The following is a 22,166-nucleotide window of genomic DNA, read 5'->3' as shown; positions in this document are numbered from 1 at the left end:
GCCCAAGTAGCGCTCCATCAACAGATAGGGGCGTTCCAGGGCTTTTTGCGACCACCAAAGCGTGACGCCAAGGGCCACGCACACGGCGACTAAAAGGAGGGTATTGAGATTGGTCAGCAGCTTCAAGCGCATCGCGGGTCTACCAGCGGCAGAATGGTAAGCGCCTGAAGTTATTGCGTTTGTGTTACAGGGTTATGACCGAATGGGTCGACTCCGATGAAAAGGTGGCACTTTGCTTTGATGTTCGCGCGGCCTGCACGCGGTTGCGTCCGGCGTCTTTTGCGCGGTACAGCGCTTCGTCTGCCTGGCTGGCCATCATCAGGCTGTCGGAGTGTTCACACAGCTCCACCACCCCGGCGCTGAACGTGCACCAGAGATCCTGCGGTTGAGCCGGGTAGTGAATCTCGGCAAAACGTCGACGGATTTCGTCGAGCACTTTATGGGCCGATTCGAGATCGGTGTCCGGCATGACGATCGCGAACTCTTCACCGCCGTAACGGCCGATGAAATCGGTCTTGCGCAAGCGTTGCTTGAGAAACAGCGCCAGGCTCTTGATCACTCGATCGCCCATGGGGTGGCCGTGGCTGTCGTTGACCCGTTTGAAGTGGTCGATGTCGAGCATCGCAAAGCTCAGCGGCTTGTTCTCGCGACGGGCGCGGAACGAACAGTCTTCAAGCAATTGCAGAATGTGGGTGTGGTTGTACAGCCCGGTGAGGCTGTCGCGGACCATCCGCGCCTTGAGATTGCGTGCCCGCGCCGCGCGGTTTCGCACGGTGGTGATCAGGTGCCGGGGCTTGATCGGTTTGGTCAGGAAGTCGTCGCCGCCCTCGCTCATGGCGTCGAGCTGCTTGTCCAGATCGTCTTCGGCCGACAAGTAAATGATCGGTACGCTGACATAACGGTCGTTATGGCGGATCACTTTGGCCAGTTCAGTGCCGGTGCAGGCCGGCATGTACATGTCGAGGATAATCAGGTCTGGCTGGAAATCCGCGAGCTCGGCCATGGCCTGGATCGGCTCGATCAAGGTCCGCGTGACGATCCCGGCGCTATTGAGCAGGCGCTCTGTGTGCAAGGCCTGGGCGCGGGAGTCGTCGATGATCAGCACTTTATAAGGTTCGTACTGGGCGACGCAGGTCAGGACTTCGATTTTCTCCAGCAGGCTCGAGGCTTCGAGGGTGCCGGTCAGGAACTCCTGGCCGCCGGCACGCACGGCGGCGAGACGGGTCGGGGTATCGGTTTCGTGCAGGCTGAAGAACAACAGCGGCAATTGATGATCGAGGCCTTCCTGGGCTTCGGCGGCCAGTTTCAGGCCGATGCCGGCACCACTGAAATCCACGTCCATGACGATCGCCGCAGGCAAGCGCTCGACCATCGAAGAGCGGAACGCCGCTACGCTGTCGAGGGCTTGAGCGCTGAGCCCAAAAAATTCCAGCTGCTTGGCCAGACGCTCGGCGCGGTCGTAATCCTGCAGCATCACGTAAACCGGCTTGCGCAGCGGCGGCAGAAAGGTCTGCTCCAACTGATCGCCATGGCGCAAACCGGTGCGTGACAGGCGCTGCATCAAACGATTGAGGTCAGTGATCAGTCCGCTGCTCAGGCGTCCGCGATTGGCGTCGACAGCCTCCAGCGACTGACCGATGTGGCGTGCCAGCTGCGAGTGTTCAGGTTGTTCGAAGCGCTCGGCGAAACGCAGCAGGCGCAGGTTGGCCTCGCTCAGTTCCGATAAGTCGGTGGTGGACCACTCGCTGCGTTGCAGGCGCTGCCATATCTCAAGAATTTGACGTGCCTGATGAATTACCCGCTGGGCAAAGTGGTGCTTGAGGCGCTCGCGGCTGGGGTCTTCTGGCTCGGTCATATCCTGACTACTAGTTAGGGTGCATGCTGAGATCGACTGGTGGCTCTATGCTAGCACCTCTTTTCGATTGCATGAGTGTCGTACGTCAATTAACTGCAAAGCGACCTGATTCAGTTCCTGACCGACTGGTCGCATAGGATCGAAGCTGTGCTTCATTTATAGTGGCCGTCGATCATGGTCATTGTGCGGGTAGTGTTTACGCAGGATTTAATGCGCGGCAAACGAGGCACGATGAGATAGGGTTGTGGTCGAACCGATGAACTCAAGTGATTGAAAGGATATCGCCATGCTGGACTGGAAGAACCGCGCGGGCAGCGCGCCTGAACGTGCCGCTGAACCGAAATCGGCCACCCGTAGTTACTTGGGTGGCCTGTTGTTCAGCCGGGCGCTGGCCACTCTGATTGGCCTTTACTTGCTGGTGGCTATTGCGCTGGGCTGGTACTGGAGCCAGGAACCTGCGCTGTTCCCGGTTCAGCAGAATGCCCAGATGGCCGCCGAGAAAGAAGGCAAGCAAATGGTCATCGGCTACACCACGGTCGAAACCCTGAAGACCGTCGCCGGTACTTTGCTGACCAAACCGGGTGGCTATATTTCCAACGACCGTTTCCCGCCAGGCCTGTGGATGGATAACACGCCGAGCTGGGAATATGGCGTGCTGGTCCAGGTCCGAGACTTGACACGTGCCTTGCGTAAAGACTTCGCCCGTTCGCAGTCGCAATCTGCCGAAGACTCCGATCTGGCCAAGGCCGAGCCGCGTTTCAACTTCGACAATAAAAGCTGGGTGCTGCCCTCCAGTGAGTCCGAGTACCAGGAAGGCATGAACTCCCTGAGCCGTTATCAGGCGCGCCTGTCCGATCCGTCGCAGAAAAACGCGCTGTTCTACGCCCGCGCTGACAATCTGAACAACTGGCTGGGCGATGTGGGGACTCGTCTGGGTTCACTGTCGCAACGGCTGTCGGCCAGCGTTGGCCGGGTCAAACTCAACACTGCGCTGAAAACCGAAGTCGTCGCACCGGGTCAGGTGCCGCAGGTTGACGAAGAAATCGTCGAAACCCCGTGGATGCAGATCGACAATGTGTTCTACGAAGCCCGCGGTCAGGCGTGGGCCTTGTCCCATCTGCTGCGCGCCATCGAAGTCGACTTCGCCGATGTGCTGGCCAAGAAGAACGCCACGGTCAGCGTGCGTCAGATCATTCGTGAACTGGAAGCCTCGCAGGAACCGGTCTGGAGTCCTATGATCCTTAATGGCAGCGGCTTCGGGGTGCTGGCCAACCACTCGCTGGTCATGGCCAACTACATTTCCCGGGCCAACGCTGCAGTGATCGATTTGCGTCAATTGCTCAATCAGGGCTGAGTCATGGTCGATAGCGCCAGAGAGGTCGCGCACCGCGCGGCCTCGGATGCCGAACAGATCGCCTGGGTTGACGAGCAGGACAACCTGCTCGGCGCCCTGGTCCGCTCCGACCTGCGTGAACGCGGGCTGATCGGACGCGGCACTTACATCATGCTGTTCAATTCCGCCGGTGAACTCTGCGTGCATCGACGCACGCTGAGCAAAGCCATTTATCCAGGTTTCTGGGACGTGGCGGCGGGGGGGATGGTGCTCGCTACCGAAACCTACGCCGAATCGGCTGCCCGCGAACTGGAAGAAGAGCTGGGTGTGAGCGGCGTGGAACTGACCGCCCATGATCACTTTTTCTTCGAAGACACCGGTAATCGGCTCTGGTGTTCGGCGTTTTCGGCGGTGTGGGACGGCCCGTTGATCCTGCAGCCCGAAGAAGTCCTTGAAGCGCGCTTTATCCCCGTTGATCAAGTCCTGCTGGAAATCCAGCAAAAGCCTTATTGCCCGGACTCTCTGGCCGCATTGAAGCGGTATCTTGGTTCTCGGGCGAATGACGTCGCAAAAGAGGCATAAATTGGCGCCGATTGGCTCTTAGCAAGTCGGCTTTTTGCCGTTACACTGCGCGACCTTTTGTAGGAGCAAAGCTTGCTCGCGAAAGAGCGCATGGACGACACGTGCTGTCTGATGTCGCGCGTTTTCGTTGACGTCCATCGCGAGCAAGCTCAGCTCCTACAAGGTTGTACCGTTTCAGTAGCGCTGCCCCTGCCTGAGTGGGGCTTCGCGGTCGATAGCCTTGCCCAAGTGCTGCGACCAGTCTTTGTCCTCCCAAGAGGATTGCCGGTGGCCAAAAAAGCCGCATCCTTCGCCGCCCTTGGTGGCCTGGTATTTTCCACCGACGCAGGTCGTCATTGCCCGGATTGCAGTCAACCGGTGGATGCCTGCATCTGCAAACAGACCGTTATCCCGGCCGGCGACGGCATCGCTCGCGTGCGTCGCGAAAGCAAGGGCCGTGGCGGCAAGACGGTGACCACCATCACCGGCGTGCCGTTGGCCGAAGACGCACTCAAGGACCTGGCGACCACGTTGAAGAAACGTTGCGGGACCGGTGGTGCGTTGAAAGACGGAATCATTGAAATCCAGGGCGATCATGTCGAGCTACTCTTGGCCGAGCTGATCAAACACGGTTTCAAAGCGAAGAAGTCCGGCGGCTAGCAGCCTCTGTGAAAACCACCCTCGGCTTGATCCAGCCCTGATCCGATTCAGGTCTGGCGTCGTCTACATGGTTTTCACAGAGCCTGTTCTGACCGGTTTCTAAACTCACTGCGGTCAGCGAGGTCTATCCCCTCGTTGACGAACCGTCATTTTCATTCTTTAGACTGCGCCGGCCTGAACCCAGGCGACGCTCTATGACTTCTTTATAGGGGACTTCAATGTCCGTACGACGCACACGCAAAGACGATGGCAGCCAATGGACAGTTGCGGACAGCCGCAGTGTTTACGGGATTCGCCATTGGGGGGCCGGGTACTTCGCGATCAATGACGCCGGTCGCGTCGAAGTTCGTCCGAACGGTCCGACCAGTTCGCCTATCGACCTGTTCGAGCAAGTCGACCAGCTGCGTAAAAGCGGCCTGTCCTTGCCGTTGCTGGTGCGTTTCCCTGACATTCTGCAAGACCGCGTGCGTCAGCTGACCGGCGCGTTCGACGCCAACATCGAGCGTCTGGAATACCAGAGCAAGTACACCGCGCTGTACCCGATCAAGGTTAACCAGCAAGAAGCGGTGATCGAGAACATCATTGCCACCCAAGACGTGTCGATTGGTCTTGAAGCCGGCTCCAAGCCTGAGCTGCTGGCCGTGCTGGCCCTGGCGCCGAAGGGCGGCACCATCGTCTGCAACGGCTACAAGGATCGCGAATTCATTCGTCTGGCGCTGATGGGCCAAAAGCTCGGCCACAACGTGTTCATCGTGATCGAGAAAGAATCCGAAGTCGCGCTGGTGATCGAAGAAGCCGCCTCGCTCAAGGTCAAACCTCAGGTTGGCCTGCGCGTGCGTCTGTCGTCCCTGGCGTCGAGCAAGTGGGCCGACACCGGTGGCGAGAAATCCAAGTTCGGTCTGTCGGCGGCGCAACTGCTGTCAGTGGTCGAGCGTTTCCGCGCGGCTGGCCTGGACCAGGGTATTCGCCTGCTGCACTTCCACATGGGCTCGCAGATCGCCAATCTGGCGGACTACCAGCACGGTTTCAAGGAAGCGATTCGTTACTATGGCGAACTGCGCAACCTCGGCCTGCCGGTAGATCACATCGACGTCGGTGGCGGTTTGGGCGTGGACTACGACGGTACGCACTCGCGTAACGCCAGCTCGATCAACTACGACATGGACGATTACGCCGGTGTTGTGGTCGGGATGCTCAAGGAGTTCTGCGATGCGCAGAACCTGCCGCACCCGAACATCTTCTCCGAAAGCGGCCGCTCGCTGACCGCTCACCACGCCATGCTGGTGGTCCAGGTGACCGACGTCGAGAAGCACAACGACGACGTGCCGCAGATCGACAACAAGGAAGAACTGCCGGAAACCGTGCAGTGGCTGGTTGACCTGCTGGGCCCGACCGACATCGAGATGGTCACCGAAACCTACTGGCGCGCCACTCACTACATGAGCGACATCGCGACCCAGTACGCCGACGGCAAGCTGACCCTGGCCGAGAAAGCCCTGGCCGAGCAATGCTACTTCGCCGTGTGCCGTCGCCTGCACAACTCGTTGAAGGCTCGTCAGCGTTCGCACCGTCAGGTGCTCGACGAACTCAACGACAAGCTGGCCGACAAGTACATCTGCAACTTCTCGGTATTCCAGAGCCTGCCGGACACTTGGGCCATCGGCCAGGTCCTGCCGATACTGCCGCTGCACCGTCTCGACGAAGAGCCGCTGCGCCGTGCCGTGCTGCAAGATCTGACTTGCGACTCCGACGGCAAGATCAAGCAATACGTCGACGAGCAGAGCATCGAAACCAGCCTGCCGGTTCACGGTTTGAACGACGGTGAGGACTACCTGCTGGGTATCTTCCTGGTCGGCGCCTACCAGGAAATTCTCGGCGACATGCACAACCTGTTCGGTGACACCGACTCGGTGAACATCTACCAGAACGCTGACGGCAGCGTGTACCACGCGGGTATCGAAACCCACGACACCATCGAAGACATGCTGCGTTACGTGCACTTGTCGCCGGAAGAGTTGATGACCCACTACCGCGACAAATGTGCCAGTGCCCGCATCACCGCCGCCGAGCGTACCCAGTTCCTCGACGCGCTGCGTCTGGGTCTGACCCGTTCCTCTTACCTGTCTTCTTGAGGTAAGGCACGGCTCTCATCAGGTTGTCTGAAAATGTTCCGCACGTAGCGGAAATTTCAGATGGCTTGGTGGGATGCCTCTCTGATTTCAAGCGAAATGACTTACATTCTTGGTCATCCAAGCGATGTGGTCTTCTTTTCGCGTAGGTCATTTCCTAAGTTGTACTTCGGCACTCTACTCGGCCAACTCTCTCGGAGAGAATCCCCGGCCGCCCCTCCTGTAGAGAATCGCCGATGTTCGATCCAGTCAACGAGCCGTCATTTCGTCTGGATGTAGAGGGTCTGCCCGACCCCTTTGAGGTCTTGGCCTTTACCGGTAGAGAAGCCATCAGCGAGCCTTTTGTGTTCGACGTGGATCTGCTGATCGATGACCCGACACTCGACCTTGCAAGCCTGTTGTACCGTCCGGCCTTTTTGCATGTCGGGCCTGCGGGAAACGGCTTCCACGGACAATTGCATGAACTCGTCCAGCGTGATCATGACTTGACTGTCAGGCACTGTCGCGTACGTCTGGGGCCTAAGCTGGAGTGCCTTTCCCTGCGCTTCAGTCAGCGAATTTTCAGCGCGCGCTCGGTACCGCAAATCCTCAGTCAGGTGCTCAAGGAGCACGGTATTGCCGGCAAGAGTCGGCGCTTTGAGCTGAGTGGCGATTACCCGGCCCGTGAATTCTGTACGCAGTACCGGGAATCAGACCTGCAATTTATCCAGCGTCTGTGTGCCCAGGAACGGCTTCAGTACCATTTCGAACACGGCGAGCGCGGGCATTGCGTGGTCTTTGGCGAGGGGCAGGAGCAATTTCGCCTCGGCGAAAATACGCTCTTCCAGGTCGAGAGCGAGCAATCGGCTGTGCGTCAGTTCAAGGTTCAGGGTTGCGCTGATGCAGCCCGAGAGGGACAACGAACCGCGCAGATTGCCGAAGGTCGCACGGACCTGACGACGCTGCGCAGCGGTCAGTTGATGCCGCTGTCCGGTCATCCGATCGCCGACTGGAACCATCTCTGGCTGTTGACCCACGTTGAGCATCAGGGCAGCCAGGATTTAGCGGCGTCCTACAGCAACCAGATCCGCGCGATTCACTGGCAGGTGCCTTTTGTAGCGCCTCATTGCGCAGTGAAACCCAGGATGCACAGCCTGCAACGGGCCTGGGTGGTCAACATTGATGAGTCATGCCCCGATCCGTCCAGACCGGTTGCCGTGCAATTTGACTGGCTCTATCAGGGCGAGGGCGCGGTGCCCAGCCACAGTTGGCTGCCGGTGGCCGCTGAACTGGGCGACGCGGCAGTCACCCAGCTGAGTGAGGGGACCGAGGTGGTGGTGAGCTTTATCGAGGGGGATCCGGATCAGCCGCTGATTACCGGGTTTCTTCACGTCCCTTCGTCCGTTGAAGAGGCTGAGGAGGTCGACCCGCAGCGCACATCCGCGACAGATGATGTCGAGGGCTTGCTGGAGCTTCTGCAATCGAGCGAACCATTGATGTTGCTATGTCTGCTGCCCGGTGGTGGCAGTTTCAACCATTGCACGCAGGCCCTCTGCACCTGCCGGGCGGCGAAGCGATTTGGCCAGAGCGGTGCGGCATGATCGTCGCGACCCCGCAATGGCTATTGCTGGATGTGCCGGGTGCGCCACAGGCGGGGGCGATGCTGCAACAGCAGTTTGCGCAAGCCCGGTGGTTCTGGTTGTTCGAAGGCACTGAGTGGCATGCGTTGCGTGAACACGGCCCGGCCCTGATCGACCTTCGGACATGCCCAGCGCTGGCCGGGTTGTGCCACAGCGAAGTGCCCCTCTGGCGTGGCTTGCTGATCGCCAGTGAAGCGTCGTCGTCGCAGTTGCTGGAGCATCTGCGCCGCATGCTCACGGTCACTGTTGGTGTGCATCACCGAGCCTTGTTGAGTTACTACAACCCACACACCGCCAGTTACTTGTTCGATGCCTGCGATGCGCAGGAGCTGAGTCGCTGGCTGGGTCCTATCAGCCATTTGCGCTGGTTCGGCGGGACGTGGGCTGACCGCGCGATCGGCAGTCAGGGCTGGCAGCAACTGGTCAATCCGGGGCTTGCCGTCAGCCCTTTGGCGATTGAAGAAAACCTCAGTCCTCGTCAGCAGGAAAAACTGCAAACCTGCCTGCTGGAGCAACATGCCTGGCACTGGAGTCGATCCACCGGGACGGACTACAACACGCTGTGGTCCCACGTGCAGGAAGGGCTGGCGCTGGATTTTACCGAGCGTCCGGTACTCGATGACTGGTTATGGCTACGTTTGCAGTACCCCGGCGCTTTGCCTGGGCACGCGTTGCCGGGACTCACCCAGCAGGAGCGTCTCGATAGCCTGCGCAACCGGTGGCAGAACGATCAACCCTGAACACGGTGATCTGCCGCTGCGCTTCAAAGCAGCGCCGACTCAGTGAGCTTTGCCTGCGAACCAGCCGTCGTTTTTGTGCAGGTACCAGGCAAACGCGCCGAGGGTCAGGCTGCGCAGCAACATGAACAATAGAAAGGTTATCCACAGTCCATGGTTGCCAAAACCTTGCAGCGCCCAAGCGAACGGCAGCAACAAAACCACCGTCAGCAGCATGCCGTTGCGCATTTCCCGGGCGCGGGTGGCGCCGATAAACAACCCGTCGAGCAGGTAACTCCCCACCGCGATCAGCGGCAGCGCGGCGAGGTAGGGCAGGTAGATGAACGCCGTGTCGCGCACGCTCTGAATGTCGGTCTGCATCTCGATAAACAGATGCCCGGCGAACAGGAACAGCACGGCAAAACCCAGGCTCGCCAGCAACGACCAACCGCAGGCCACCACCAATGAGCGGCGCAGGGCCTCTCGATCACGAGCACCGATGGCATGCCCACAAAGGGCTTCCACGGCGTGGGCCAGGCCGTCCAGCGCATGGGCGGTCAGCAGCAAACCGTTGAGCAGCAGCGCGTTGGCGGCGACGGTGGCATCACCCAGTCGCGCGCCTTGCACGGTGATCAGGAAAAATACCGATTGCAGCGCCAGGCTGCGGATGAAGATGTCGCGGTTGACTGCCAATAGCGGTCGCCAGCTCTGCCACAGCGCCAGCGCGGCCCAGGCGATGTGGCCGGGATAGGCGCGCAGGGCGTTGCGGGTCATCAGCAGGCCGATCAGCGCGCCGGTCCATTCGGCGATCACCGATGCTCGGGCCGCACCGACCACGCCCCATTCCAGCCCGAGGACGAACCACAGGTTCAGCGCGATGTTCACCAGGTTGGTGCTGAGCAGAATGGCCAGCGGCGCGCGTGCGTTCTGAGTGCCGAGGAACCAGCCGACCAGCGCATAACTGGCCAGCGCCGCCGGCAGACCGAACAGGCGCGTGTGGAAAAATTCGCGGGTCAGCTGATCCAGCTCCGCCGATGGCTGCATGAAATGCAGCGCAACCCCGCTCAACGGCACACCCAGTATTCCCAGGACAATGGCCAGGCCCATGGCCAGCAACAAGCCCTGCAGCAAGATCTGCCGCAATGCCGCGCCGTCCCCACGCCCGGCGGCCTGTGCGGCGAACCCGGTGGTGCCCATGCGCAGAAAACCCATGGCCCAGGCGAGAAAGGTATACAGGCTGGCCCCGACCGCGACGGCGCCCAACTGATGGGCGTGGGGCAAGTGGCCGATGACGGTACTGTCGACCAGCGCCACCAGCGGTACGGAAATGTTCGAGAGAATCATCGGCGCGGCGAGCGCCCACACTCGACGATGGGTAGGGCGGTCGCGCCAGTCGGCGATCAGGTTGGACATGCAGGCTCCTTGGGGGAGCGGGCATTGTAGCGACAGTTTGCGGTGATCGTTCCCATGCTCTGCGTGGGAATGCCTCCTGTGACGCTCTGCGTCACGCCGTCAGGGACGCGGAGCGTCCCGGGCTGCATTCCCACGCAGAGCGTGGGAACGATCAGGTTGCTAGTGGATTATCCAGCTCAACAACCACAACCCCAGCAGCAACCAGATAATCCCCATGATGATCGACGCATTCATGAACGCCCGAATCGCCGACCACAACAGCATCAACCCCAAAATCAGCGCAATGATGCTGATGATCGACGCGTCCATGCCCAGCGCCCGGGACAGCCCTTCAACAAAGTTGCTGCCGGCGTGGCTCAGCAGATTGAACAAGCCGCTGAGGCTGTCGACGATGAAGCGGATAACCGAACCGAGTGCCTGGCCGAGCCATTCGAAAAAACTTTCTACCTGCATGTTGTAAGCGTCCTTGATGAAAGTGGTGGCGTGGTTGCCGGACTTGAGCCTTGGGCTATCGAGCAGGGTTCCGAGTTCCCTCCAAGCATAGTGGTTTTGCAGCGGTTGCCGCTTGCCTTCATTCCTTATCCCCCCGAAGCTATACGCCTTCAGGAGAGCCCGATGAACCTTGTTGAACTGACCGAACGCCTGCACGCCATCCGTGACCGCAATGACTGGCAGCAATTTCACAGCCCGAAAAACCTGGCCATGGCCGCGAGCGTGGAAATGTCCGAGCTGGTGGAGATTTTCCAGTGGCTGACCGAAGACCAGTCGCGCCAGTTGCCAGCGGACAAGCTCGCCCATGCCGGGCAGGAAATCGGCGACATCGTGCTCTATCTACTGCTGCTGTGCAGCGAGTTGGGGTTGGACATGAATGAAGTGGTGCGCAGCAAACTCGCGGACAGCGAACGGAGGTTCAGCTGATGAGCGACCGTCATTTCGATCAACTGGCGACCCGCTTCGCCGAAAAAATCTACGGCGGTGCCAAAGGCGCGATCCGTCTGGCGGTGCTTCAGGCCGACCTGGCCGAAACCCTGCCGGACCGACCTTTGCGCGTACTGGATATCGGTGCTGGTCTGGGCCACATGTCGTTGTGGCTGGCCCAGCGCGGCCATGACGTCACGCTGGCCGAGCCCGCCGAGCCGATGCTCGAAGGCGCCCGCCAACGCTTTGCCGACGCCGGGCAAACAGCGACGTTCATTCAGGCGCCGTGGCAGGATCTGCTCGGCCAACTCACCGAACCCTACGACCTGGTGCTGTGCCACGCCGTGCTGGAATGGCTGGCCGAACCTCACGCGATCCTGCCGGTGCTGCACCAATTGACCAAACCAGATGGCTGGTTGTCTCTGGCCTTCTACAACCGCGATGCGTTGATCTATCGCAACTTGCTCAAAGGCCATTTCCGCAAGATGCGCAAGAACGACATGGCCGGCGAGAAACAGAGCCTGACCCCGCAGCAGCCCCTTGATCCACGGGAACTGGCGGCGCAACTTGAGGGAATGTGGCAGGTCGAAACCCAGAGCGGGGTGCGAGTTTTTCACGACTACATGCCGGTGGAATTCCAGGCCCGCGTCGAACTAGCGGATTTGCTGGAAATGGAGCTGGCCCACCGTCGTCACCCAAGCTTTGCCGGGCTTGGGCGCTACTTGCACTGGATCTGTCGGCCGGTCTGATCGGAGCGCGAAATGAACAGTCGTTCGGGGTTATTGGTGATCTGTCTCGGGTTGGCGGCCTGTCAGGGCAGCAACCCTTATGTGGCGTCATCCAACCCCTTGCCACCCGCGCCGCCTCAGGCGGCCAACACCTTTGACCGCAGCGCCTACCCGGCCCCTTCGCGCGACTACGGGCGTTACCGCAGCTGGGCCTGGCTCAACGGGCAGCTGCCACCGGGCAGCGCCTGGGCGGATTCGGCGCAGGTCGCCGAAGCCGTCAGCAATGCGCTCGATCAACGTGGCTTGCGCCCGCTGCACGATAACCGCCCGGCCGACCTGTTTGTCAGCGCCGACCTGCACCTGGAAACCCGCCTGCGTCAGGTTCGGGACGACTATGGTTATTACGGCGGCGGTTATGGCGGCTACAACCGCTACGGCAGCGGTTACGGCATGTACAACAGCGTGCCGATCGTTAGGACTTATCAGGAACAGGTCGTGGTGGTGCGGGTTGATTTGTTTGACGCTCAGAGCGGTCAACCGGTATGGAGTGCTAGCGCCGAAACCAGCAACCGGGGCAGTCAGAGCGAGCGTGCCGATGCGATACGGGAGGCTGTAGAAAAAGCGATGTCGGCGTATCCTCCTAGTTAGCTTCTGTAGGTAAGAAGCATTGCGCAGGTTCATGTCTTCAACCGGAGAAATATCATGTTCCGCCGTCTCGCTTTACTGGCTGTGGCCGTGCTGCTCACTGCCTGCGCCGGCAGCCAGGTCAATCATGACTTCGATGCCAGCCGCGACTTCGCCGCCTATCGCAGCTGGAGCTGGAAAGAACCCGCCCTGCAATATCGCCCCGATGACCCTCGGATCAAGAGCGACCTGACTGAGCAACGCATCCGTCAATCGGTGACCGATCAGCTGGATCAGCGTGGCCTGCGTCCGGCTGCGGGTGGCCAAAAGGGCGATTTGAGCGTGCAGACCTATCTGATCGTCGAGCAGCGCCAGCAACAAGTAACCACCAACTACGGCGGCGCTTGGGGTAATCCATGGAACGGCTACTGGGGCGGGCCGATGTACAACGAAACCCGTAACGTCAGCTACAAAGTGGCGATCATCCAGATCGACCTGCTCGACGGCAGGGACGGCAAACTGGTGTGGCGCGGCAGTGACGAGCAGATACTCAGCCGCACAACGAACCCGTCAGATCGCAGCACGGCGGTACGCGAAACGGTCGGGCGAATTCTCGCCAACTACCCACCCAAATAAACACCACCCAACCCTGTAGGAGCACGGCTTGCCGGCGATGGCGTCCTTGAGATCGCCATCGCCGGCAAGCCGTGCACCTACAGGGTTTTTTGTTGTTTTGGCTGGCATGTTGCCAGCATTCCGGCCAAGTCTTGTCTACACTGCTGTTCACCCAAGGAGGTAGCCCTCGGCTGTGCACCGGCAAAGGAGTGTGCGATGTCTCCCCGTTTGCAGTTTCGCAGTCCGTCCCGGCAACGGGGGGCGATCGGTTTGATGGCGGCGCTGACATTGGGCATGGCCCTGATGTTCTTGCTGGTAGTGGTCGACAGCGGTCGTTTGTACCTGAAAAAACGTGACCTGCAGCGCGTAGCGGACATGGCCGCACTTGAAGCTTCCACCCGAGGGGGGGATTGCGCCGCTGGCAACTCCGCTACCGTCTATGCGACCGCCAGCGCAAACCGTAACGGCTTCACCCTTCCTGACCCCAATCACACTCTGCTGGTCGCTTGCGGCGCCTTGACCCTGGATGCCAATAACCTTCGGGTATTTGGCGCCGACCCGAGCAAGAGCGAAGCCATTCGGGTGATCGCCAGCCATTCGGTCCCGCAGAGTGTCGCCGGCGGTGTCGGCGCCCTGTTTGGGGGTGCTCCACGCGCGGCGACCATCAACCTGACGGCCAGCGCTGTCGCCGCATTACCGCCACCGCTGGCTTCGCTGACCCTGCGCAGCACGACGCTGAGCGTCGACACCAGCAAATCGGCCACGCTCAACGCGCTGTTCGGTGGTTTGCTCGGAGGCAACCTGAACATCAACGCGGCGGGCTGGAACGGACTGGTGAGCACTGATATCAACCTGCTCGGCTACCTTGACCGATTGAAGGTCGACCTTAACCTCAGCGCTGCCGGGTATGACCAGGTATTGGGCAATACGATTGCCGTCAGCCAGCTGATCCAGACCGCCGTCAATGTACTGGACCCCGGCGGCACACTCGGTGCGACCGCAACCATTGCGAGTCTTCAAGCGCTGAAGGTCGCGGCAGGCGCAACCACCGTCGTACTCGGCAACGTGCTGCACGTCGAGGCTGGCAGCACCGTGACGGCGCTGGGGACCAACCTGAAAGTGTTCGACCTGATCGAAGCGGTCGTGCAACTGGCCAACAAGAAAAACGGCCTGGTGGCGACCCTGCCGATCAACCTCGCGGGGCTGGCGCAAATCACTGCTCGAGTACAGGTGCTGGAACCGCCACAGCTCTCGGCCATCGGCAATCCGAAAAACGCCGCGCTGGCTCCATTGGGGCCCAACCGCATCTATGTGCGAACTGCCCAGATCAGGACATTGCTGTCGATCGACTTGCCGGTGCTCAATACCATCGTGGCGCTGATCAATGCGGCGGCTGATCTCGCAGGCCCGCTGACCAACACACTCAACGCTTTGCTCAATCTCAACCTGGTGGGAGTGCTCAACTCACTGACCTGTGCCTTGCTCGTGCCCTGTCAGACTCCCGACATCATCGTGCTGCCGCCACCGATACGTATCGACGTGGCGCTGGACGTTGCCAGCGCCAACAGCTATGTCACTGCCTACAGTTGCGTCAGTACCACCAACAAAACCCTGACCACCAACACCAGCACTTCGCTGGTAAATCTGAAGATCGGCAAGATCGATCCAGCCACCGCTTTCGGCAGCAACACCACGCCACCGGCGGTAGAGGTACAGCCGTTGAAGGTGATCGATATCGGGGTGAAAACCTGTATGAGGATTCTGTTCCTGCCCATCTCCTGCGACCCACGGATTCCGGGCGTCGGCGGCGGCATCAGTATCATGGCCGACACCACCGTGGCACAGAGCGCCAACATGCCGCACGTCTATTCCGCACCGCCGGCCACCAGCCTGCCAGAGATCAACCAGCCACCGTTCTACTATTCCTATTCCACCAGCAATATCGTCAGCAGCCTTACCGACACGGCGACCAACATCAAGGTCGACATGTACGGCCCGACGGGCAGTCTGGTCGGTGGTCTGGGGGCGATCCTCAGCACGGTCACAACATTGTTGGTCAATGCGATCAACAGCGTGCTCAGCCCGTTACTCGACACCTTGATCAACACACTGCTGCTCAGCCTGGGGATCGATCTGAACAAGGTCGATGTCGGCGCCAACCTCAGTTGTCACTCAGGACGAGCGACGCTGGTGATCTGATCGTCGGCGGCAATCGGCAGTTCGATACAAAACCGTGCGCCCTCGATCGAGTTTCTAACGCTCAGTTTTCCGCCCATGTTCTCGACGATGCCGTAACTCACCGACAACCCGAGCCCGGTGCCGACACCCACGGGTTTGGTGGTGAAGAACGGCTCGAAAATCCGCTCCAGCAACCGCGGATCGATACCGCCGCCGTTGTCCTCGACCCACAGTCGCACCGAATACTCATCACGTTCGGCGTACACCGAGATCCACGGTTTGAACTCGCGATCGGCCTCGCGTTTGCCTAGCAACGCATCCCGCGCGTTGACCATCAGATTGATCAACACCTGTTCGAGCTGATCGACGTAACCGCGCACTTTCACTTCAAACCCTGTCTCGTTGACCCGCAGGTCGACCCCTTTGCCGCGCATCCCTTCGGCCAGCAACGACAGCGTGCCTTCGATGGCTTGCGCCGGATTAAACGGATGTTGCTCGATCTCCGAGCGGCGGCCAAATACCCGCATGTGATCCACCACCCGCGCGGCGCGCTGGACCTGTGCATCGATGCGGTTGAGCTTGTCGGTCAGGTAGTCGATCTGCGCATCGCCGTTGCTCAGACGCTTGAGCACGTTGACGATGGCCATGCGCATCACATTCAACGGCTGATTGATTTCATGGGCCAGCCCTGTGGCCATTTCACCGAGGGTGGCCATTTTTGCACTTTGGGTGAGCTGCTGCTGGGCGCGGCGGACCTCGGTGTTGTCGCGACCCACCGCCTGAATCTCCAGCAAATGACCGTGCTCATCGAACACCCCGCGATCCGACCACACCCACCAGGCATGTTCCCGTCCCGGCAGTTGCAGGTTGATTTCCGCGGTGCTGACCGGGAATTCCGGGCTGAGTCGGCTGAGCCGCTGGAGAAACGCTTTGCGCTGTTCCTGCGACATCCAGCTGCCCAGATTCACCCCGGGCAGTTGTTCGGGCTGGCACTCCAGGTAAGTCGCCAGCGGACGGTTGCCGAAGGTCAGGGTCAGGTCCGGGCGGTAGCGGCAGATCATCGCCGGAGAGTCTTCCACCAGGATCCGGTAACGTTCTTCACTCTGCTTCACCTGTTCGGCGGCCAGGGTTGCTTCGGTGACGTCCAGCCACAGGCCGACGGCTTCCACCGGCAAACCAAGGTCGTCGCGCAGTAGCTTGGCTTCATCGAGTAGCCAATGGTATTCGCCGCGACTGTCGCGCAGCCGATAGCGGGCGCGCACCGAACCTTCACGCAGCAAATGCCGGGTACGTTCGAAGTACCGATCGCGGTCCTCAGGGTGGACCCTTTCAACCAAGGTCCCCGTCGCGCAATCAGCCAGTGTCCAGCCGAGCAGCGGCAGTAGGCTGTCACTGAAAAACGTCGGTTGCAGCGCACCTTCGACATAGCGCTGCACGTAGATCACCGCCGGCGAGCTGGCGATCAGATTATCCAGTCGGGCATGGGCCGCTGCGGCGTTTTGCTCCTGGTTTTTGATGTCGCTGATGTCGAGCATGAAGCCCACCAACCGCCGGCTTTTACCGATGCCCAGGACCTGGCCTTGCAGGCGATACCAGTTCGGCGTTTGTGCCAAACGCACGCACAGCAGCAGCGGGGTACCGTCGTCTTGCAAGGCTTGCAGACGACTGCTCAGCTCTTCCCGGTCGGCGGGGTGCACCCGCTCAAGCCAGTCGTGCAGCGGCAAACGATCGATCGCAAGGTTCAGGTGACTGGCCAACGACGGCGCCAATTGCACCTCGCGACTGTCGCTGAACACCTCCCACCATCCGGTGCCGAGCAAGGCTTGCAGCGACTCCAGCCGTTCCAGTTGCAGATGGTGCCGGTGCTCGCGCAAGCGCTCAAGCAACGGGCCTGCCAGCGCGGCGGTCAGTTGTAACCAGTCGCGATCATTCAGGTCGGGTGCATGTTGTTGCACCGGATAAAGGCCACACAGCAACCAGGCGACCACACCCTGAGCATCGTGATAGGGCACCGCGAACCCTTCGGCATTACCGAAGATGCCTTGCAAGCGGGGATGTTCAGCGGGCGTCAGGCATTGCGGCGCAGAGCCGTTCAGGCTGTCGAGCCCGGTGCGCAGGCGCTGAGCGTTTTGCCACAGGTGGGGCGCATCGAAGGCCGTGTAATGCTGGTGAATCTGCCAGCCTTCTTCCTGTTCATCGAGTAACGCCACCGCAATGCATGGCATGTGGAAACGCTGGGCCAGGCCTTGCAGCTGTTCCACCAACACCTCGGGCAGGCGCGTCAGGTTGCACCGGCGCAACTGTTCGCCGATCTGCGCTGCGAGTAATTGGCATTGCTCGCGGCTGCGTGATTGCCGGCGATCGAGCAACAAGTCGCCGATGTCCAGCAACTGCAACAGCCAGGCATCGGCCAATGGCTGGACCCAGCCACGCAGGTGCAGGGGTTGTCCGTTGAGGCTGTAAAAGTCCAGGTCCAGACTCTGTCCCTGCCAGTCGACGGGCGAGCCTTCAACGGCGAGGCCGCTGTGAGGCATGAGGAAATCGAGCAAATGCGGTGCTTGCGCAGCGGGTGTCTGCTGGGCCAGCACATGCCGCAGCGGGCCGGTCAGGTGAGTCACTCGACCTTCGGCATCCAGATGCATCTGCAAACCGACACTTTGCACGCTCAGGGTGTCTGGCGTGTCCACTGGCTGAGGCGGATGGCGGTTAAGCAGGCGCCCGAAGAGTTTGTCTGCGGAACTCAAAATTGCAGGCTCGAACTGGCTTTGAGGTTTGCCGGCAGATTGGGCACTTGGCCAATTCCCGGCAAATTCAGAAACGGGATGACCTGCTGCAGTTTGCTGGTGGGGTAGTTGATGCTGACCTTCAACACGCCGCCTACGTAGGTGGCGCTGGCGTCGGTGGCGACATTGAAATTCAGAGCGGCAGGAATCCAGGCCAGCTGTCGGCTCAGTTCTGTCGTGGCAATGGTTTTTACCGCGGTGTCGTACCCGGGGGTGCTCGGGTCCAGCGCCACGCTTCGGCGCACCGCTTCGGCGGTCGACTGGGTGAACGATTGCATCAGCAACAGCGGCAAGCTGTAAGTGACGATTCCATAGAACACGGCGAAAAAGATGAGAAAAACCAAAGCGAACTCAATCGCTACAGCGCCTTTTTGCTTACGGGGGAGGCCTATTTTCATGACTGCGACTACCCTGATATTCACGACGTGATATCAGCATAGAATCATTCAGCCAAAACGGACGTTTTTTACCGGATGCAGAGCTTTGTATTACTGATCTGGCTGACGCTATGCGCAGCACAGGATGCTCGAGAACGACACATCGCCAATGGCCTGACCCTTGGCGCAGCGGTGTTGGCGCTGGCGTATCTCCTGTGGACGGGCACTACCTGGCTGGGGGCCGAGGCGGTGCAGGGCGGTTGGGCTTTTTTGCTGGCGCTGGCCTTTACCTTGCCCGGTTATGCGCTGAGACGCTTGGGCGCAGGCGATGTGAAACTGATGACCGGCCTGGGCCTGGCGATGGACGGCATGCACCTGCTTGGCGTGTTCATCGGTGCCGGATTGGCCAGTGTGCTGTGGCTGCTGCTGGCGCCAAGAGTCTGGCTTCATATGGGCCAAGGGCTTAGAAATCATCTTCGATATCTGGGGCCTGGAATGTCAAAGAAACAGCCCTTTGCACCCTTCGTGTTGGTGGGTCTGTTGCTCACACTCGCCTGGTTTCACTAGTCGACAGTTCTATATACAGAGTCGGAAAGTACGTCTACTTTCAATTCAGAAGTTGTACAGCCTGTGGCTGTCAGTAGAGGAATGGTCAACTTTGACCTTGCAGGGAGTCGCACGTGAACAAGCTTTCTTCGGCAGTAAAAATCCTTGTGGTCGACGACCAGCCGTTGATTGCCGCAGAGCTCTGTGAGTTTCTTGAAGGCAGCGGTTACCGTTGCGTTTCTTGCGAGACTGGCAAACAGGCCGTCGAGCGTTTCAATGAAGACGAAGCGATCGGCCTGGTGCTTTGCGATTTGCACATGCCCGGTCTGGACGGGATTCAACTGGTTCAGGAGCTGCAACGGTTATCCGGCAAGCACCGTGTGTTTGAAGCAATCATGCTCACTGGGCGTGCGGACAAGCAGGATGTGATCAAGGCTTTGCGGGCCGGGTTTGCCGATTACTACCAGAAGCCGATTAATCTGGGTGAGTTGCTCGAAGGGATTGCGCGTCAGGCAGTGGTTTTGCAGGAACGGCAGAAGAATGTGCAGCTGGGGCATCTGGATCAGAAGCTGCAGTATCTTGCCGAGTCGATCGATGATCTGTATCAGGATCTGGATAAGGTTCGGCGTGGGCCGCGGTTATCGGTTTCCACTGATGAAGATGTCATCGCTGTGGATCGGGTTGAGATTCCGGCGATTTTCAGTCAGCTGTCGCCAAGGCAGTTGGAGGTGGCGCGGCTGGTGGGGAAGGGGCAGACGAATTATCAGATTGCCTGTGAGTTGGGGATTACCGAGAACACGGTGAAGCTTTATGTGTCGCAGGTTTTGCGGTTGACCCATATGCATAATCGGACGCAGTTGGCGCTGGCTTTGTTACCCAGTCATTCTGGATTGCGTCAGGGGGTGACTGCGCATTAGGTTTTTGTTGGCGGTATCGACCGCGATTCACTTTTTTACAAGCGCCTGGAATGTGTTAAGCCGTAACGCGATCTGTAGCAGCTGCCGAGCCTGCGAGGCTGCGTTCGGCTGCGTAGCAGTCGCAAATCAGTCATTGCGGTACGTCAGGCATACCGCGTCAGCCGGACTCACGACTGCTACGCAGCCGAACGCAGCCTCGCGGGCTCGGCAGCTGCTACAAAGAGTGTCGCGGCTGAAATTGCTTAACTGACTGGCATTACCCGGAATGCCGGCCCGAAAAAAGTCAGCCAAAAAACGCTAGCCCCAAGCGTCCAATTCCCGGATCAAGACTACCCCCCGTCCCACCGCCCACTTGCCCGCTCTCATACTGATCAAAGTACTCCGGGATCTCATGCTGATAGCTTTTCAATAACGATCCCTCTAAGAACCAAAGGCATGGGACAGGGCGGTGAAGCCCGGGCCGGCCAGTACGATCAATAACGCCGGGAAGAGAAACAGCATCATCACGACGGACATTTTGGCGGACAGCTTGGAGATGTATTCCTGCAGACGCGTCAGGCGCCGGTCATCGAGCAATTGCTTGAGGGTCAGCAGGGATTTCATCGCACCGCCCCCCTGATGGATCAACTGCTCAAGGATGACGCAGGTGTCGGTGAACTCGTCGACGGCCAGCAATCGGGTGGCTTTGTTCAGTTCTTCGCCCAGTTCCAGGCCGGAATCGACCCGGGCCAATACCAGACGCAATTCATGGGTCAGGGCCGGCAATAATTGTTTGCCTTCATTGCTCAACACTCGCAGCGACTGCTCCACCGCCATGCCCGATTCGAACAGGATGCGCAGCAGCGGAATGAAGGTGGAAATCTCGCTCGCCAGTTGTTTTTGCCGACGCTGCGCGGCAGCGGCCAGCAACCTTTTGGGCAACAGATAGCCGATGCAGGTGGCGAGCACCGGGGCCATCCAGTGGTTGTCTGCATGAGGGAAGAACACGCCCTGGATCAGCAAGGTCAGGGCCAGTGCCAGCACCGGAGCGCCTACCTGGAACGCCGCGAACAGTGAACGTCGCCGGGCGCTGCGCCAGCCGAGACGGTTAAGCAATGCCTGGGTTTCGTTATCCAGGTTGACCGAGCGCTGACCGATCCGGCTGCTGCCCAGCACCTGCAGCCACTGATCCACACGGTGGTCGCTCGCCAGTTTGCCGTCGAGTCGTTGCGCCACCTGGCGAACCCGCCGACGGTGTTCCAGCAAACCGCTGAGCAGCAACAAGACTGCCCCCAGAAACAGCAATGCGCAGATCAGCAAAGGCACTTTCATACGCTGCGCAACATGTGCCAGAGCGCCAGGCTACCGACCACCTGCAAGCCGAACGCGGACGCGAGCATGATTTGCCCCGAATCGTCGTGCCACATGGCGAGCAAGTAATGAGGGTTAGTCGCGAGGAAATAGCCGGCCAGACCAATCGGCAAACAGCCCAGGACCCACGCGGTCACCCGGGTTTCACCGGTCATGGCCCTGAGCTGGCGCGCAGCCTGCTCGCGCTCCCGGATCATCTTGATCAGGTTTTCCAGCAATTCGCTGGCATTGCCGCCATAGCGGTGATTGACCTTCAAACCGAGCGCGAACAGGCGAAGTTCGTCTTTCTCATACAGCTCAGCGAGGTCTGCCGCGGCATCCGGCAGGCTGACCCCCAACTGCACGTTGCGCTGAACCCGCCCCATGGCGTTTTTCAGCGGGTCTTCAGCGGTGTCGATGGCGCCCAGCACCGCATCGGCCAGGGTGCGCCCGGACTTCAGACTGCGCACGGTGTGATCGAGCATTGGTGGCAGTTGTTCGATCATGCGCTGGAGTCGGCGTTGATAACGCCAATTGACATACAGACGCAGCATCAGCGGCGGTAGCAGTAACAGAGCCAGCAAGCCACCCCAGCCACCGGTAGCAAATCCGAGCAAGATGCCAAAGGCCCAGAGCAGCAGCCATACCCCCAGACGCTCGGTGGGACGCCCAAGGCCAGCCCGCAGAAAGGCCCGATCCAGACCCGCCCAGGAGGTTTTCGTCAGTACCGGCTGCGGTTGCCCCTGGGTCAGGCGTCCCAGTACCCGCTCGGTGCCGGTCTGGCGCAAACCGCGATAAAACAAGCGGATCGACAGTCCGAGCAAGACCAGGCAAACGAGGATGAGCAGCACCGGTTTGAGCATGC

The 22,166-nt window shown here is 60.0% G+C and carries 20 protein-coding genes; 13 read left to right on the top strand and 7 right to left on the bottom strand.

Annotated elements, in window-relative coordinates:
- Positions 1-184: 184 nt before the first annotated feature.
- A complete protein-coding gene (gcbA, locus tag CKW16_RS04010) occupies positions 185-1,855 on the bottom strand; it encodes a diguanylate cyclase GcbA (RefSeq protein WP_095127312.1) in 1,671 nt (556 codons plus the stop codon).
- A gap of 286 nt (positions 1,856-2,141) precedes the next feature.
- On the opposite strand from gcbA, the gene CKW16_RS04005 reads away from it, so the two are divergent.
- The 6 genes from CKW16_RS04005 (at position 2,142) to CKW16_RS03980 (ending at position 8,897) form a co-directional block, all read left to right on the top strand.
- On the top strand, positions 2,142-3,209 hold the full coding sequence (locus CKW16_RS04005; protein WP_074873450.1) for a DUF2333 family protein: 1,068 nt from the start codon (positions 2,142-2,144) through the stop codon (positions 3,207-3,209).
- Positions 3,210-3,212: 3 nt separating this feature from the next.
- A complete protein-coding gene (locus CKW16_RS04000) occupies positions 3,213-3,770 on the top strand; it encodes an NUDIX hydrolase (RefSeq protein WP_095127311.1) in 558 nt (185 codons plus the stop codon).
- 267 nt (positions 3,771-4,037) lie between these two features.
- Entirely contained in the window at positions 4,038-4,409 is a 372-nt protein-coding gene (locus CKW16_RS03995) for a translation initiation factor Sui1 (RefSeq protein ID WP_007907444.1), read from the top strand.
- A gap of 218 nt (positions 4,410-4,627) precedes the next feature.
- Complete coding sequence (speA, locus tag CKW16_RS03990; protein ID WP_095127310.1) at positions 4,628-6,541, top strand: arginine decarboxylase; 1,914 nt, start codon at positions 4,628-4,630, stop codon at positions 6,539-6,541.
- Between the two features lie 233 nt (positions 6,542-6,774).
- Positions 6,775-8,118 (top strand): contractile injection system protein, VgrG/Pvc8 family, encoded by a 1,344-nt coding sequence (locus CKW16_RS03985; RefSeq protein WP_095127309.1) that lies wholly within the window; start codon positions 6,775-6,777, stop codon positions 8,116-8,118.
- Entirely contained in the window at positions 8,115-8,897 is a 783-nt protein-coding gene (locus CKW16_RS03980; protein WP_095127308.1) for a DUF4123 domain-containing protein, read from the top strand. Before CKW16_RS03985 ends, CKW16_RS03980 begins: the two co-directional genes overlap by 4 nt.
- A gap of 39 nt (positions 8,898-8,936) precedes the next feature.
- Here the strand turns inward: CKW16_RS03980 and CKW16_RS03975 are convergent, their stop codons facing one another.
- Together CKW16_RS03975 and CKW16_RS03970 are read right to left on the bottom strand one after the other, a co-directional pair.
- On the bottom strand, positions 8,937-10,286 hold the full coding sequence (locus tag CKW16_RS03975) for an MATE family efflux transporter (protein WP_095127307.1): 1,350 nt from the start codon (positions 10,284-10,286) through the stop codon (positions 8,937-8,939).
- Positions 10,287-10,445: 159 nt separating this feature from the next.
- Positions 10,446-10,739 carry a hypothetical protein gene (locus CKW16_RS03970; RefSeq protein WP_008153736.1) on the bottom strand — a complete coding sequence of 98 codons (294 nt, stop codon included), beginning with the start codon at positions 10,737-10,739 and terminating at the stop codon, positions 10,446-10,448.
- 162 nt (positions 10,740-10,901) lie between these two features.
- Here CKW16_RS03970 and CKW16_RS03965 point away from each other — a divergent pair, with 162 nt between their 5' ends.
- The 5 genes from CKW16_RS03965 to CKW16_RS03945 all read left to right on the top strand — a co-directional run bounded on the left by CKW16_RS03965 (position 10,902) and on the right by CKW16_RS03945 (position 15,370).
- Complete coding sequence (locus CKW16_RS03965) at positions 10,902-11,204, top strand: MazG-like family protein (protein ID WP_095127306.1); 303 nt, start codon at positions 10,902-10,904, stop codon at positions 11,202-11,204.
- Positions 11,204-11,953, top strand: coding sequence for a methyltransferase domain-containing protein (locus CKW16_RS03960; RefSeq protein WP_095127305.1), 750 nt, complete (start codon positions 11,204-11,206; stop codon positions 11,951-11,953). The genes CKW16_RS03965 and CKW16_RS03960 overlap by 1 nt, the downstream gene beginning before the upstream one ends.
- A gap of 12 nt (positions 11,954-11,965) precedes the next feature.
- Positions 11,966-12,580 carry a DUF4136 domain-containing protein gene (locus CKW16_RS03955; RefSeq protein WP_095127304.1) on the top strand — a complete coding sequence of 205 codons (615 nt, stop codon included), beginning with the start codon at positions 11,966-11,968 and terminating at the stop codon, positions 12,578-12,580.
- Between the two features lie 54 nt (positions 12,581-12,634).
- Entirely contained in the window at positions 12,635-13,192 is a 558-nt protein-coding gene (locus CKW16_RS03950) for a DUF4136 domain-containing protein (protein ID WP_095127303.1), read from the top strand.
- A gap of 195 nt (positions 13,193-13,387) precedes the next feature.
- Complete coding sequence (locus CKW16_RS03945; RefSeq protein WP_095127302.1) at positions 13,388-15,370, top strand: pilus assembly protein TadG-related protein; 1,983 nt, start codon at positions 13,388-13,390, stop codon at positions 15,368-15,370.
- Here CKW16_RS03945 and CKW16_RS03940 read toward each other — a convergent pair.
- Both CKW16_RS03940 and CKW16_RS03935 read right to left on the bottom strand, forming a co-directional pair.
- Positions 15,340-18,093 carry a PAS domain-containing sensor histidine kinase gene (locus tag CKW16_RS03940; RefSeq protein ID WP_095127301.1) on the bottom strand — a complete coding sequence of 918 codons (2,754 nt, stop codon included), beginning with the start codon at positions 18,091-18,093 and terminating at the stop codon, positions 15,340-15,342. The genes CKW16_RS03945 and CKW16_RS03940 overlap by 31 nt on opposite strands.
- Positions 18,090-18,530 (bottom strand): TadE/TadG family type IV pilus assembly protein, encoded by a 441-nt coding sequence (locus tag CKW16_RS03935; RefSeq protein WP_095127300.1) that lies wholly within the window; start codon positions 18,528-18,530, stop codon positions 18,090-18,092. The genes CKW16_RS03940 and CKW16_RS03935 overlap by 4 nt, the downstream gene beginning before the upstream one ends.
- Before the next feature lie 75 nt (positions 18,531-18,605).
- Here CKW16_RS03935 and CKW16_RS03930 point away from each other — a divergent pair, with 75 nt between their 5' ends.
- Together CKW16_RS03930 and CKW16_RS03925 are read left to right on the top strand one after the other, a co-directional pair.
- Positions 18,606-19,076, top strand: a complete 471-nt coding sequence (locus CKW16_RS03930; protein ID WP_095127299.1) for a prepilin peptidase — start codon at positions 18,606-18,608, stop codon at positions 19,074-19,076.
- A gap of 113 nt (positions 19,077-19,189) precedes the next feature.
- Positions 19,190-19,972: a response regulator transcription factor gene (locus CKW16_RS03925; RefSeq protein WP_095127298.1), complete on the top strand. Its 783-nt coding sequence runs from the start codon at positions 19,190-19,192 to the stop codon at positions 19,970-19,972.
- Between the two features lie 420 nt (positions 19,973-20,392).
- On the opposite strand, the gene CKW16_RS03920 is transcribed toward CKW16_RS03925, so the two are convergent.
- Together CKW16_RS03920 and CKW16_RS03915 are read right to left on the bottom strand one after the other, a co-directional pair.
- Entirely contained in the window at positions 20,393-21,283 is an 891-nt protein-coding gene (locus CKW16_RS03920) for a type II secretion system F family protein (RefSeq protein ID WP_095127297.1), read from the bottom strand.
- Positions 21,280-22,164: a type II secretion system F family protein gene (locus tag CKW16_RS03915; RefSeq protein WP_095127296.1), complete on the bottom strand. Its 885-nt coding sequence runs from the start codon at positions 22,162-22,164 to the stop codon at positions 21,280-21,282. The genes CKW16_RS03920 and CKW16_RS03915 overlap by 4 nt, the downstream gene beginning before the upstream one ends.
- Positions 22,165-22,166: the final 2 nt, after the last annotated feature.

Origin of the sequence: Pseudomonas sp. Irchel s3h14 (assembly GCF_900187425.1) — a bacterium.
In the GTDB taxonomy this organism is placed as follows: Bacteria; Pseudomonadota; Gammaproteobacteria; order Pseudomonadales; family Pseudomonadaceae; genus Aquipseudomonas.
This window is presented reverse-complemented; position numbering and strand designations above follow the sequence as displayed.